At 62.9% G+C, this 12095-nt stretch carries 13 protein-coding genes; 7 read left to right on the top strand and 6 right to left on the bottom strand.

Annotated features, from left to right (window positions below):
- The first annotated feature begins 288 nt into the window (after window positions 1–288).
- The 6 genes from gatC (at window position 289) to PSEST_RS16195 (ending at window position 6315) form a co-directional block, all read left to right on the top strand.
- The gene (gatC, locus tag PSEST_RS16170) at window positions 289–576 is read left to right on the top strand and encodes an Asp-tRNA(Asn)/Glu-tRNA(Gln) amidotransferase subunit GatC (RefSeq protein ID WP_015278048.1); all 288 of its coding nucleotides are present in this window, start codon (window positions 289–291) and stop codon (window positions 574–576) included.
- Between the two features lie 14 nt (window positions 577–590).
- Window positions 591–2042, top strand: a complete 1452-nt coding sequence (gene gatA / locus PSEST_RS16175; protein WP_015278049.1) for an Asp-tRNA(Asn)/Glu-tRNA(Gln) amidotransferase subunit GatA — start codon at window positions 591–593, stop codon at window positions 2040–2042.
- 11 nt (window positions 2043–2053) lie between these two features.
- Window positions 2054–3499, top strand: a complete 1446-nt coding sequence (gene gatB / locus PSEST_RS16180) for an Asp-tRNA(Asn)/Glu-tRNA(Gln) amidotransferase subunit GatB (RefSeq protein ID WP_015278050.1) — start codon at window positions 2054–2056, stop codon at window positions 3497–3499.
- 137 nt (window positions 3500–3636) lie between these two features.
- The gene (locus PSEST_RS16185; protein WP_015278051.1) at window positions 3637–4038 is read left to right on the top strand and encodes a septal ring lytic transglycosylase RlpA family protein; all 402 of its coding nucleotides are present in this window, start codon (window positions 3637–3639) and stop codon (window positions 4036–4038) included.
- A 64-nt stretch (window positions 4039–4102) separates the two neighbouring features.
- The gene (locus tag PSEST_RS16190) at window positions 4103–5188 is read left to right on the top strand and encodes a calcium/sodium antiporter (protein WP_015278052.1); all 1086 of its coding nucleotides are present in this window, start codon (window positions 4103–4105) and stop codon (window positions 5186–5188) included.
- A gap of 38 nt (window positions 5189–5226) precedes the next feature.
- Window positions 5227–6315 (top strand): calcium/sodium antiporter, encoded by a 1089-nt coding sequence (locus tag PSEST_RS16195; protein ID WP_015278053.1) that lies wholly within the window; start codon window positions 5227–5229, stop codon window positions 6313–6315.
- A gap of 40 nt (window positions 6316–6355) precedes the next feature.
- Here the strand turns inward: PSEST_RS16195 and PSEST_RS16200 are convergent, their stop codons facing one another.
- The 6 genes from PSEST_RS16200 to PSEST_RS16225 all read right to left on the bottom strand — a co-directional run bounded on the left by PSEST_RS16200 (window position 6356) and on the right by PSEST_RS16225 (window position 11198).
- Window positions 6356–6781 (bottom strand): bactofilin family protein, encoded by a 426-nt coding sequence (locus tag PSEST_RS16200; protein ID WP_041756753.1) that lies wholly within the window; start codon window positions 6779–6781, stop codon window positions 6356–6358.
- A 13-nt stretch (window positions 6782–6794) separates the two neighbouring features.
- Window positions 6795–7151 carry a hypothetical protein gene (locus PSEST_RS16205; RefSeq protein ID WP_041756754.1) on the bottom strand — a complete coding sequence of 119 codons (357 nt, stop codon included), beginning with the start codon at window positions 7149–7151 and terminating at the stop codon, window positions 6795–6797.
- Window positions 7132–8115 (bottom strand): M23 family metallopeptidase, encoded by a 984-nt coding sequence (locus PSEST_RS16210; protein WP_015278055.1) that lies wholly within the window; start codon window positions 8113–8115, stop codon window positions 7132–7134. Before PSEST_RS16210 ends, PSEST_RS16205 begins: the two co-directional genes overlap by 20 nt.
- A 184-nt stretch (window positions 8116–8299) precedes the next feature.
- Window positions 8300–9241 carry an AEC family transporter gene (locus PSEST_RS16215; protein ID WP_015278056.1) on the bottom strand — a complete coding sequence of 314 codons (942 nt, stop codon included), beginning with the start codon at window positions 9239–9241 and terminating at the stop codon, window positions 8300–8302.
- A 109-nt stretch (window positions 9242–9350) separates the two neighbouring features.
- A complete protein-coding gene (locus PSEST_RS16220; RefSeq protein ID WP_014821408.1) occupies window positions 9351–9911 on the bottom strand; it encodes a response regulator transcription factor in 561 nt (186 codons plus the stop codon).
- A 33-nt stretch (window positions 9912–9944) separates the two neighbouring features.
- On the bottom strand, window positions 9945–11198 hold the full coding sequence (locus tag PSEST_RS16225) for an ATP-binding protein (protein WP_015278057.1): 1254 nt from the start codon (window positions 11196–11198) through the stop codon (window positions 9945–9947).
- A gap of 153 nt (window positions 11199–11351) precedes the next feature.
- Here PSEST_RS16225 and PSEST_RS16230 point away from each other — a divergent pair, with 153 nt between their 5' ends.
- Entirely contained in the window at window positions 11352–12056 is a 705-nt protein-coding gene (locus tag PSEST_RS16230) for an SIMPL domain-containing protein (protein WP_015278058.1), read from the top strand.
- The last annotated feature ends 39 nt before the right edge of the window (window positions 12057–12095 follow it).

A 12095-nucleotide genomic window follows, 5' to 3' on the forward strand; every position in this document is an offset into this window, starting at 1 on the left:
GAAAAAAGTGCCGCAAACTCTAACAATGGTGCGAAGTTAGGGCAAGGCGAGAGTCCGCCCGCGTGGCGCCAGAAATGAGGCATTGCGCGCCAGGTCGCATGACGGTGGTCGCCACTCATCCTAAGGCCGCGCACCGCGTCCACGCTACCGATAACCGCCTCGGGCATGTAAGATTGACGGCTTTTCCGGGCCAGAAAGCCCATTGCCGCGGCTCGTCCCGTGCTGCCATGCACCCCGTCCAGTCGACGGAAGGTGCAGTCCCGATTCGCTTTCCGCTGGAGATACCCGATGGCGCTTGAACGCACCGAGGTGGAAAAGATCGCTCACCTGGCCCGCCTGGGCCTGTCTGAAGCCGACCTGCCCCGCACCACCGAGACCCTCAACAACATTCTGGGCCTGATCGATCGCATGCAGGCGGTCGACACCACCGGCATCGAGCCCTTGGCCCACCCGCTGGAGACGACCCAGCGACTGCGCGCCGATGCGGTCACGGAAACCAACCAGCGTGATGCCTATCAGGCCATCGCGCCTGCCGTGGAAGACGGTCTCTATCTGGTTCCGCGAGTGATCGAGTGATGAAGGACACCGACATGCACAACCTGACACTTGCCGAAATCGCCCGCAACCTTGCCGAGAAGCGCTTCTCCGCCGAAGAGCTGACGCGCACCCTGCTGGCACGCATCGAACAGCTCGATCCGCAGCTGAACAGCTTCATCAGCGTCACCGATGAACTCGCCATCGCCCAGGCCAAGGCCGCCGACGCGCGTCGCGCCGCCGGTGAAAGCGGCGCGCTGCTCGGTGCGCCGATCGGCCATAAGGACCTGTTCTGCACTCAGGGCATCCGTACCAGCTGCGGCTCGAAGATTCTCGACAACTTCAAAGCCCCGTACAACGCCACCGTAGTGGAACGCCTCGCCGCTGCCGGCACGGTCACCCTCGGCAAGCTGAACATGGACGAATTCGCCATGGGCTCGGCCAACGAGTCGAGCTATTACGGCCCGGTGAAGAACCCCTGGGACCCGTCCCGCGTACCGGGCGGCTCCTCCGGCGGCTCCGCAGCGGCCATCGCGGCGCGTCTGCTGCCTGCTGCTACCGGCACCGACACCGGCGGTTCGATCCGCCAGCCAGCCGCGCTGACCAACCTCACCGGCCTCAAGCCGACTTACGGCCGGGTTTCGCGCTGGGGCATGGTGGCCTATGCCTCGAGCCTCGATCAGGGCGGCCCGATGGCGCGCACGGCCGAAGATTGCGCGCTGCTGCTGTCGGCCATGGCCGGCTTCGATGCTAAGGACTCCACCAGCGTCGACCAGCCGCTGGACGACTACCTCGCCGCACTGAGCCAGCCACTCGCCGGCCTGCGCATCGGCCTGCCGAAGGAGTACTTCGGCGCGGGTCTGGACCCGAAGATCGCTGACGCCGTGATGGCTTCCGTCGAGGAGCTGAAAAAGCTCGGCGCCACGGTAAAGGACATCAGCCTGCCGAACATGCAGCATGCGATTCCTTCCTATTATGTGATCGCGCCGGCCGAGGCCTCCTCCAATCTCTCGCGTTTCGATGGCGTGCGTTTCGGCTATCGCTGCGAAAACCCGGTCGACCTCACCGATCTCTACAAGCGCTCGCGCGCTGAAGGCTTCGGCGACGAGGTCAAGCGACGCATCATGGTTGGCACCTACGCGCTGTCGGCCGGTTACTACGATGCCTACTACCTCAAAGCGCAGAAGATCCGCCGTCTGATCAAGCAGGATTTCGTCACTGCTTTCGAGCAGGTCGACCTGATCCTCGGGCCGACCACGCCGAACCTGGCCTGGAAGCTGGGCGAGAAGAACGCCGATCCGGTGTCCGCCTACCTCGAGGACATCTACACCATCACCGCCAACCTGGCGGGCATTCCGGGCCTGTCGATGCCGGCCGGCTTCATCGATGGCCTGCCGGTAGGCGTACAGCTGCTCGCCCCGTACTTCCAGGAAGCGCGCCTGCTGAACGTGGCGCACCAGTATCAACAAGTCACCGATTGGCACGCGCGCGCCCCGGCCGGATTCTGAGGAGATTGAAGATGCAGTGGGAAACCGTGATCGGGCTGGAGATTCACGCACAGCTCGCGACCCAGTCGAAGATCTTTTCCGGCAGCGCCACCACTTTCGGCGCCGAGCCCAACACCCAGGCCAGCCTGGTCGACCTCGGCATGCCCGGCACCCTGCCGGTGCTCAATGCCGAAGCCGTGCGCATGGCCTGCAAGTTCGGCCTGGCGATCGAAGCCGAGATCGCGCCGAAGAACGTCTTCGCGCGCAAGAACTACTTCTACCCTGACCTGCCCAAGGGCTACCAGACCAGCCAGATGGACCATCCCATCGTCGGCAAGGGCTATCTGGACATCACCCTGGAAGACGGCAGCAGCCGGCGCATCGGCATCACTCGTGCGCACCTGGAAGAGGACGCCGGCAAGAGCCTGCACGAAGACTTCCACGGCATGAGCGGCATCGACCTCAACCGCGCCGGCACTCCGCTGCTGGAAATCGTCTCCGAGCCGGACATCCGCTCGGCCAAGGAAGCGGTCGCCTATGTGAAGGCGATCCATGCGCTCGTCCGTTACCTCGGAATTTGCGACGGCAACATGGCCGAAGGGTCGCTGCGCTGCGACTGCAACGTCTCGGTGCGACCCAAGGGCCAGGCCGAGTTCGGCACCCGCGCCGAGATCAAGAACGTCAACTCGTTCCGTTTCATCGAAAAGGCGATCAACCACGAGGTGCAACGGCAGATCGAGCTGATCGAGGACGGCGGCAAGGTGGTACAGGAAACCCGCCTGTACGACCCGAACAAGGACGAGACGCGCTCCATGCGCAGCAAGGAAGAAGCCAACGACTACCGCTACTTCCCCTGCCCCGACCTGCTGCCGGTAGTGATCGAGCAGAGTTTCCTCGACGAAGTGCGCGCCAGTCTGCCGGAGCTGCCGGTGCAGAAGCGCGAACGCTTCGAGAGCGAGTTCGGCCTGTCCGCCTACGACGCCACGGTGCTGGCCGCCAGTCGCGAGCTGGCCGACTATTTCGAACAGGTCAACGCTACCTGCGGCGATGCCAAGCTGGCGGCCAACTGGGTGATGGGCGAGTTGTCCAGCCTGCTCAACAAGGACGGCCTGGACATCGAACAGTCGCCAGTCACCGCCGAGCAGCTGGGCGGCATGATCCTGCGTATCAAGGACGACACCATCAGCGGCAAGATCGCCAAGATGGTCTTCGAGGCGATGGCCGCTGGCGAAGGCTCGGCTGACGAGATCATCGAGAAGAAAGGCCTCAAGCAGGTCACTGACTCCGGCGCCATCGAGAAGATGCTGGACGAAGTGCTCGCGGCCAACGCCGAGCAGGTCGAACAGTACCGCGCCAGCGACGAAACCAAACGCGGCAAGATGTTCGGCTTCTTCGTCGGCCAGGCGATGAAGGCGTCCAAGGGCAAGGCCAACCCCGGCCAGGTGAACCAACTGCTGAAGAAAAAGCTCGAAGGCTAAGCTGAGCGATGGCTGTCCGCGATTGCAATCTCTGCAGTCGCGGACATCACCAGCATGCTCCCGGCACCGCAATCACGTCGCCATACCTGCCGCGGGCCATCGCCGACTCAGCGATCGACCCAACGGAAGGATTGTTCATGCGCCTGACACGCCTCACTGCCCTGCTTTTGCTCGCCATATTGGCCAGCGGATGCGCAGATCGCCAATCGACGCAACCGACCAAAGCGCCGCCCACAGCCCAGGATCGCTTCAGCCAGAGCGGCAAAGCCTCCTATTACGCACGAATGCATCATGGCCAACGCACCGCCAATGGCGAGCTGCACGATCAGAACGCCCTGGTAGCGGCGCATCGCAGCCTTCCCTTCGGCACCAGAGTGCGTGTGACCAACGAGCAGAACGGCAAGCAAGTGGTGGTGCGCATCAATGACCGCGGGCCATTCCGCCGCGGCCGAATCATCGACCTTTCACGCGCCGCCGCGATGCAACTGGACATGCTGAAAAGCGGCGTGGCCCGCGTACGTATTGAAACCCTCCCATGACCGACAAAATTCCGAATTCGACACCCGCCGTTAGCGCTGAATCTGCTTTTAAAGGAGCGCTTGTATGTCGCTGGTGACTTTCGCCTATCTGCTCGGCGGGCTGGTGCTGCTGGTGGTGGGTGCCGAATCCCTGGTACGCGGCGCAGCAAAGCTGGCCAGTCGCTTCGGCATTCCACCGCTGATCATCGGCCTGACGGTGGTCGCCTTTGGCACCAGCGCCCCCGAAACCGCCGTCAGCGTGCAGGCCTCGCTAAATGGCAGCGGTGACATCGCGGTAGGCAACGTGATTGGCAGCAACATCGCCAATATCCTGCTGATTCTCGGCATTTCCGCACTGATAGCCCCGCTGGTGGTGTCTCGGCAACTGATCCGCCTGGACGTCCCGGTGATGATCGGTGCCGGCCTGCTCTGCTACGGCTTGGCCTGGAACGGCAGCATCAGCCGCCTGGATGGCACGCTGCTGCTCATCACCCTGATCGGCTACACCGCGTTCCTGGTCGTCGCCAGCAAGCGAGAGAAGCCGGCCATCGACGCCGACGAGTTCGCTGCGGAATTCGGCCCCGCCGAAGCCGAAAAGCCATACGCCTGGGTGCTCCAGTTGTTTTTGATCCTGCTGGGCCTGGGCCTGCTGGTCGGCGGCTCTAATCTGCTGATCGAAGGGGCCGTCGGGCTGGCTCGCGCGCTGGGTCTGTCGGAGCTGGTCATCGGACTGACAGTCGTAGCGGTCGGCACCTCGATGCCCGAGCTCGCAACCTCCGTGCTGGCGGTTATCAAGGGTGAACGCGACATTGCCGTCGGCAATGTCGTGGGCAGCTGCATCTTCAACCTGTTGCTGGTGCTCGGCGCCGGCGCCGCGGTAGCCGCGGACGGCCTGTCCATATCACCCAATGCGCAGTCGTTCGACTTTCCGGTGATGCTGGCGGTATTCGTTGCCTGCCTGCCGATCTTCTTTTCCGGTTACTGCATTCAACGCTGGGAAGGCCTGTTGTTCTTCGCCTATTACGTCGCGTACACCCTCTACTTGGTGATGTTCGCCACGGGGCTCGGTGCCATCGAATTGCTGCGCGATGCGATGCTCTGGTTCGCCTTCCCCTTGACGGCCGTCACGCTTTTGGTGATCTTCCTGCGCGCCTGGCAACACCAGCGCTGAAACACCCACTTTCTGGATTTTTTGCGGAGCGCCCCATCGTGACCCTGATGACCTTTGTCTACCTCATAGCCGGCCTGGTGCTGCTCGTTGCCGGCGCGGAGGTCCTGGTGCGAGGTGCAGCCAAACTCGCCGCCCAGTTCGGCATCTCCCCACTGGTCATTGGCCTCACCGTGGTCGCCTTCGGCACCAGCGCGCCGGAGACGGCCGTCAGCGTGCAGGCCGCACTCAATGGCAGCGGTGACATCGCGATTGGTAACGTCGTGGGCAGCAACATCGCCAACGTACTGCTGATTCTCGGCATGACCGCACTGGTCGCACCACTGGTGGTATCGCGTCAACTGATCCGCCTGGATGTGCCGATCATGATCGGCGCCAGCCTGGTGACCTTCGGCCTGGCCTGGGACGGCGAACTCAGCCGTATCGACGGTGCACTGCTGTTCACCGCGGTAGTGGTCTACACGCTGTTCCTGATCATAAGCAGTCGCCGCGAAAAAGCTGCGGAAGTCGACGACGAGTTTGCCAAGGAGTTCGGCCTGGATGAGCCGGCCAAGCCGCATGCTGGGCTGATCAACGCTGGCCTGGTGATCGCAGGCCTGGTGTTGCTGGTGGTGGGCTCCAATTTCCTCGTCGAGGGCGCCGTGGCCCTGGCCCGGGCGCTCGGCCTATCGGAGTTGGTCATTGGCCTGACCGTGATCGCCATCGGCACCTCACTGCCAGAACTGGCCACCTCGATCATGGCGGCCTTTCGCGGCGAGCGCGATATCGCCGTCGGCAACATCGTTGGCAGCAACATCTTCAACCTGCTCTGCGTACTCGGCCTGGCCTCGCTGGTGTCGCCGCAGGCGATCGGTGTGTCTTCGAACGCGCTAGCCTTTGATTTCCCGGTGATGATCGCGGTAGCGGTAGCCTGCCTGCCGATCTTCTTCGCCGGCTACTGCATCAAGCGCTGGGAAGGCGCCCTGTTCGTCGCCTATTACGTGGCTTACACCCTGTACCTGGTGCTGACCAGTACCGGCCGCCCGTTCGCGGAAACCTTTGGCGACGCCATGCTGGGCTATGCACTGCCGCTGACTGCGATCACGCTGCTGGTCATCGCCGGCCGCGCCTGGAAAGCCCAGCGCGGATAACAAGCCGAGCCACCGGGCGGGCCTGTCGGGCCCGCCCTATTCAGCCTTCGCGCGCCTGCGGGCGCGGCAGCTCGAGCACCTGCGCGCTCTCCTCCGCGTCCCCCATACGGCTGAGGGTGCCATCGACCACCGCGCCGTTTTCCATGCTCAATTGGCGATAACGGATGTTGCCGCGGACCCGCGCATTGGAGTGCAGTTCGAGCAGATGCTCGACCACCAGATCGCCGACGATGGTCCCGTCGATCAGCGCATCGTAGCTACTGACGTTTCCCTCGATCCGGCCCTCGGCACTTAGCGCCAGCAGGCTGTGAGTGCCAGCCTTGTGACTGACATTGCCGCGCACCTCGCCACTGACCTTCAGCCCCTCTTCGAACGTCACATCCCCGACCAATGCAAGATTGCCGGAGATCAGGCTGGAAAACTGGTCAATGGTGACGCGGGATTCGGACTTCTTCTTGAACATCATCTACTCCAGAAAATTAACGGGCTTTCTTCTGCTGACGGAAGAAAGCCACATCGGTCTGCAGGCGCTCGACCTGCGCCGATAGCGTGGCGATACGCCTGAGCAGTTGCTCTTCGGTGGCCTGAGTTTCCTGGCGCTGCAGGCGAACCTGCTCCAGCTCGGCCTTCATTGCCTGAGTCTCCCGACCGAGTGCCTCGACCCGCTGCGCATGCTGCGTTTGTTCCTGGTCGCGCAGATAGAGCAACGCGCCGATCACGCACAGCAACCCGAAAATGATCCAGCGGCCGGTTCGCACGCTACGGGCCGCATGTGGTCGGTGTTCGGCGCGCAGCAGTTCGCGGGTGGTCGGGCGCTTAGTCCTCAGCCATGGCATCGCTGATGCGCTCCAGATCGCCGAGGGCCAGGAAGCGTTGCGGGTCGACGAAGCGGCCCTTGTGCAGCACTTCGAAATGCAGGTGCGGGCCGGTCGAACGTCCGGTAGAGCCTACGGCGCCGATGCGCTGCGCCGGGGTAACCAGGTCACCCTGGCGTACATCCAGTCGCGACAGATGCGCGTAGCGGGTAACCAGACGATTGCCATGGTCGATCTCCACCAGCTTGCCGTAGGCACCGCGGTAACCGGCGAAACGCACCCGACCGCCAGCCGCGGCAATGACGTCGGAGCCGGATTTCAAGGCGAAATCGACGCCCGAATGGAATGCCAGGGTCTTGCGGAAGGGATCGATACGATTGCCGAATGAAGAGCCCAGACGAGCCTCTCCCACCGGTCGTTTCGAAGGGATGGCCATCAGCGCTGCGTTACGTTCGGCGACTCGCTGCATCAGACTATCGAGCATTACGCGCATGCAGCGCGCAGAGGTTTCGCTGCGCTGCAGATCGGCGAGGGTGGCGCGTTCGCTTTCGGCCGAAAGCTCGCCGGAACAACCGCGCGCAGGCAACAGCGCGCCACCCTGCCCCACGCTCCCGGCACGCGCGGGACGATCCGGCACCAGAACCGGCAACAGCGTCGGGTCCAGAGCAGACAACTGGCCGTGCAGCGTCTGCTGTTGATCCATCATCTGCTGCAGCGCGATCAGGTCGGACTCAAGGGACTTCAACCGTCCTACCACCTCGCCCACGCGGGCAATTGCGAAGCGGCCTTCGCCCTCCGACACATCGTCCAGATGCGTGATTTCGATCTGCGCGTGCCGATCAGCGCCTACCCATACCCCACCGGCGAAGCTTGCCAGACTTACGCTCAGCACGATCGCCAAAGCTGGCAGTGTCAGCCGGCGCAGGTTCACCACACGGATATCATCCCGCGTCAGTGATCGGTTCGTAGGTGTGAAAAAAGCCATGAATGATTCCCTAGAACATAGAGCGGCCACCTCGCTAGGCAAGCCGTTGAACGTCCAGGGCAATTTGACGGAAACGCGCTTTTTTTTCTGAGGCCTGATGACCGATTACGACCATCGCACTGCGATTCTTAAACCGAAACACCGCATTGGCGACGAACGGCGCAGAAGTGCGTCGACAGGCAGCCTAGATCCAGCCCAGCCAGCCCAACAGGAACAGCCCCGCGTTGATGCTCAGCGCCGCCATCAGCGTCGTGATGACGATGATCGTCGCAGCAAGCTGGTGATTGGAATTCACGGCACGTGCCATGACGAAGCTCGCCGCCGCGGTCGGGCTGGCGAAATAGAGAAACAGAATGCCCAGCTCCGCGCCCCGGAAGCCACAGGCCCAGGCACCCAGCGTTGCGAGCGCCGGCAACCAGACCATCTTCATCAGGCTCGAACTCAGTGCGCTGCCGCTGCTTTTGCGCAATGCATCCAGAGAAAGCGTCGCGCCGATGCAGATTAGCGCCAGCGGCAAGGTCATCTGCGCAAAGTACTGCCCCGACGTCATCAGCCAACCAGGCAAAGCGACTTGCCAATAAGCAAACGGTACGGCCGCCACTACGCCGATAATCAAAGGGTTGCGCAGAATGCTGAGCAGAATGTCCTTCGGACCGACGCGTCCGTCCGGGCTATAGATGGCCAGCACCACGGCCGAGAGGCTGTTGTAGACGAGGATCACCACACCAGCGAGCACGCCGCCGAGCGAAAGGCCGTAATCACCATAAAGACTGCTGGCCAGCGCCAGACCGACAATCCCGTTGTTGCCACGAAACGCACCCTGAACGTAAACCCCACGATCCGGAGCCGGGCAGCGCCAAAGGGCCCAGAGCCAGGCCAAGGCAAAGGTGGCCACGGTCGCGAGCACGAAATAAAGGAGCAGTGCAGGCTGCAGCGCCGCACTCAGATCGGCCTTGATGATCGAGATAAACAGCAGAGTCGGCATGGTGCCCTTGAACACCAGCGACGAGGCAGTATGGACGAACGCCGAGTCGATCCAGCGCAGGCGCATGAGCGCGACGCCAAGAAACAGCATGGCAAACACCGGAGCAGTGACGCTCAGGGTCTGCAGAACGAGGGAAAACATGGGAAAAGCCTGCAACTACTAGAGGTGCAAGCATAAAGCATGAGCTACGCGAGGGCTCGACGGCCGTGTCGCTGACGACGTCCGGCCCCCGCGCAATTGCCGCTTCGAATCAGCGTCGAACCGGACGCTTCTGCAATTTGCGCTGCAATGTCCGCCGGTGCATGCCCAGCGCGCGGGCCGTAGCGGAAATGTTGCCATCATGCTCGCTGAGCACCCGCTGGATATGCTCCCACTGCAGGCGGTCGACCGACATGGGATTTTCCGGTACCAGGCTGTCGAGGTCGGCATGCTGAGACAGCAGTGCGGCCAGCACATCGTCGGCGTCGGCAGGCTTGCACAGGTAATTGCAGGCGCCACGCTTGATCGCTTCCACCGCCGTGGCGATGCTCGAATAGCCGGTCAGGATCAGCACCCGCATCTCCGGGTCCAGCTCGAGCAGCTTGGGTAGCAGTACCAGCCCCGAATCGCCCTCCATCTTCAGGTCAAGCACTGCATAGTCGGGAATATCCTGCTTGGCCAGGGCCAGGCCCTCTTCGGCCGAACCGGCGATGCTGACCTGCAGCCCACGGCGGCTCATGGCGCGAGCCATCACCCGGGTGAACGTCGGATCGTCATCCACCAACAGCAGGTGAGGTTGTTCTTCGCCCTCTTGCTGCAACTCGTCGGTCATCTGTGCATTTCCTCGCATTGGTCACGATCAGGGTCAGGCGCGTACCGAGCCATGCGGCAAGCGCAGTTCGGTCAGTGTGCCACCTTCTTCGTGATTGTAGAGCTTCACTGTGCCGCCAGCGCGCGTAACGCTGGCCTGGCTGAGAAACAGACCAAGGCCGAAACCCTTGCCCTTGGTCGTGATGAATGGCCGCCCAATCTGCTCGGCGATGGCCAGCGGCACGCCAGCACCATGATCGCGGATGGTCAGCCGAATCCACTGTGCATCCCAGTCCAGGCGAATCTCGAGATCTTCCGGACTGGCGTCGGTGGCGTTGTTCAGCAGATTGAGCAGCGACTGGCTGAGGTCCGCCGGTGGCATCAGCTTCGGCGCGCTGCCGAGGCCCACACAGTGGAAGCGGTAGGTGGCCTCGGGACGCATGAGGTGCCAGCGCTGTAGCACCGATTCGACCCATTCGCGCGCCGTCTGCTCGACCACGGCCTGCCGCCGATCAGCCTCGGCAGCACGAACCAGCTGGCGCAGGCTTTCCTTGCAAAGCTGGACCTGCGATTGCAGCAGACCGAGATCCTCGTTCAGCTGCTCGTCGTTATATTCCTGCCGCAGTTCCTTGAGCAGGACGCTCATGGTCGCCAACGGCGTGCCCAGTTCATGGGCGGCACCAGCGGCCTGGGTCGCCACGGCCAGCAGCTGCTGGTCACGCATGCTCTCCTCACGGCGCTGGGCTTGTTGCTGTTCCTGGCGGCGCAGCTGCTCGGCCATGCGCGCGACGAAGAAGGTGATCAGCGCCGCCGCCAGGGCGAAGCTCAGCCACATGCCATAGACCTGCAGCGTCGCGCGCTCGAATGGAGGCAGGGTGAGCGGGTCGTACCACACCAGCATGAGCGTATAGCCCAGCAGCGCCAGCCCGGAAAGCACGATGGAATACAGCCAGGGCAATGTCGCCGCGGCGATCGTCAGCGGAACCAGATAATAGGAAACGAAGGGATTGGTCGAGCCGCCCGAGTAATACAGCAGGGCGCTGTGGACCAGCAGATCGCAGCCCAGATGCACTGCATATTCGAGCTCGGTTACCGGCCAGGGCCCGCGCAAGCGCAGCGCGGTCCCCAGGCAAAGCACAGCGGACACCGCCAAGGTGATGCCCAGCGCCAGCCAGGGCAGCGTCAGCAGCTGGGTTGCGTAAGCCACACCGACCGCGCCGGACTGTGCGGCCAGCACCACGATGCGAATAAGGGTCAGAAGCCGAAGGTTCTGCCGACTGGCGGACAGCAGCGGGACGGATGCGTACATGGAGTCTCCAACAATTCGGCGGAGTATAACCAAGCCGTTCGCAAGCCAGCCCGAAATGCGGCAACTCGACGCACGGACTGCTGCACGCATTCGCTGGCGGAGTTAGAGTCTTGAGCTACCGCACCGTCCCGGTGCCCATGCCAAGGACCCGTTATGCACCCATCCCTCCTCCGCCGCGCAGCCTTCGTCGCCGTGGTCGCGAGCATCACCAGCCTGCCCGCCATGGCCGAAGAGGCCCGCTACAACCAGGTTGCCCTGCGCGCCGAAGTCAGCAGCGAAGTGGCCCATGACCGCATGCACGTCACGCTCTACAGCGAAGCCCAGCACAGCGACCCCGCCGAACTCGCGGCGCAGACCACTCGCACGTTGAACCAGGCGCTGCAGACCGCTCGCCAGAACAAGGACGTGATCGTCAGCCAGGGCAGCCGCAACAGCTACCCGGTCTACGACGACAAGGGTCAACAGATCACCGGCTGGCGAGAGCGTGCGGAGCTGCGTCTGGAAAGCGGCGATTTCGCCAGCCTGTCGAAACTGACCGCCGAACTGATGAAAAGCCTGAAGATGGGCGGTATGTATTTCAGTGTCTCCGATCCGATCCGCAAGCAGAACGAGGATGCTTTGCTCAAGGATGCCGTAGCCGCGTTCCAGGCCCGGGCGCAGCTGGCGACCGAAGCGCTCGGTGGCAGCGGTTACAAGCTGGTGAGCCTAAACCTCAACGGCGGTGGCTTTCAGCCGGTCATGCGTAGCAGCGCCATGAAGATGGACATGATGGAATCGGCCCCGGTACCGGAGATCGAGGCAGGCACTCGTCAGGTCACGATCAACGCCGACGGCGTCATCGAAATCCAGATGCCGTGAGAAAAGTTGACCATTTGGTCCGCTTGTTACATATCTGCT

Source organism: Stutzerimonas stutzeri RCH2, assembly GCF_000327065.1.
GTDB lineage: Bacteria > Pseudomonadota > Gammaproteobacteria > Pseudomonadales > Pseudomonadaceae > Stutzerimonas > Stutzerimonas stutzeri_AE.

Coding starts and splice junctions, on each gene's coding strand:
- PSEST_RS16220 (WP_014821408.1), bottom strand. CDS start 9,911: ATGACCGACGAGTTGCAGCAAGAGGGCGAAGAACAACCTCACCTGCTG.
- PSEST_RS16210 (WP_015278055.1), bottom strand. CDS start 8,115: ATGGCTTTTTTCACACCTACGAACCGATCACTGACGCGGGATGATATC.
- PSEST_RS16230 (WP_015278058.1), top strand. CDS start 11,352: ATGCACCCATCCCTCCTCCGCCGCGCAGCCTTCGTCGCCGTGGTCGCG.
- PSEST_RS16190 (WP_015278052.1), top strand. CDS start 4,103: ATGTCGCTGGTGACTTTCGCCTATCTGCTCGGCGGGCTGGTGCTGCTG.
- PSEST_RS16225 (WP_015278057.1), bottom strand. CDS start 11,198: ATGTACGCATCCGTCCCGCTGCTGTCCGCCAGTCGGCAGAACCTTCGG.
- PSEST_RS16200 (WP_041756753.1), bottom strand. CDS start 6,781: ATGATGTTCAAGAAGAAGTCCGAATCCCGCGTCACCATTGACCAGTTT.
- PSEST_RS16215 (WP_015278056.1), bottom strand. CDS start 9,241: ATGTTTTCCCTCGTTCTGCAGACCCTGAGCGTCACTGCTCCGGTGTTT.
- gatB (WP_015278050.1), top strand. CDS start 2,054: ATGCAGTGGGAAACCGTGATCGGGCTGGAGATTCACGCACAGCTCGCG.
- PSEST_RS16185 (WP_015278051.1), top strand. CDS start 3,637: ATGCGCCTGACACGCCTCACTGCCCTGCTTTTGCTCGCCATATTGGCC.
- gatA (WP_015278049.1), top strand. CDS start 591: ATGCACAACCTGACACTTGCCGAAATCGCCCGCAACCTTGCCGAGAAG.
- PSEST_RS16205 (WP_041756754.1), bottom strand. CDS start 7,151: ATGCCATGGCTGAGGACTAAGCGCCCGACCACCCGCGAACTGCTGCGC.
- gatC (WP_015278048.1), top strand. CDS start 289: ATGGCGCTTGAACGCACCGAGGTGGAAAAGATCGCTCACCTGGCCCGC.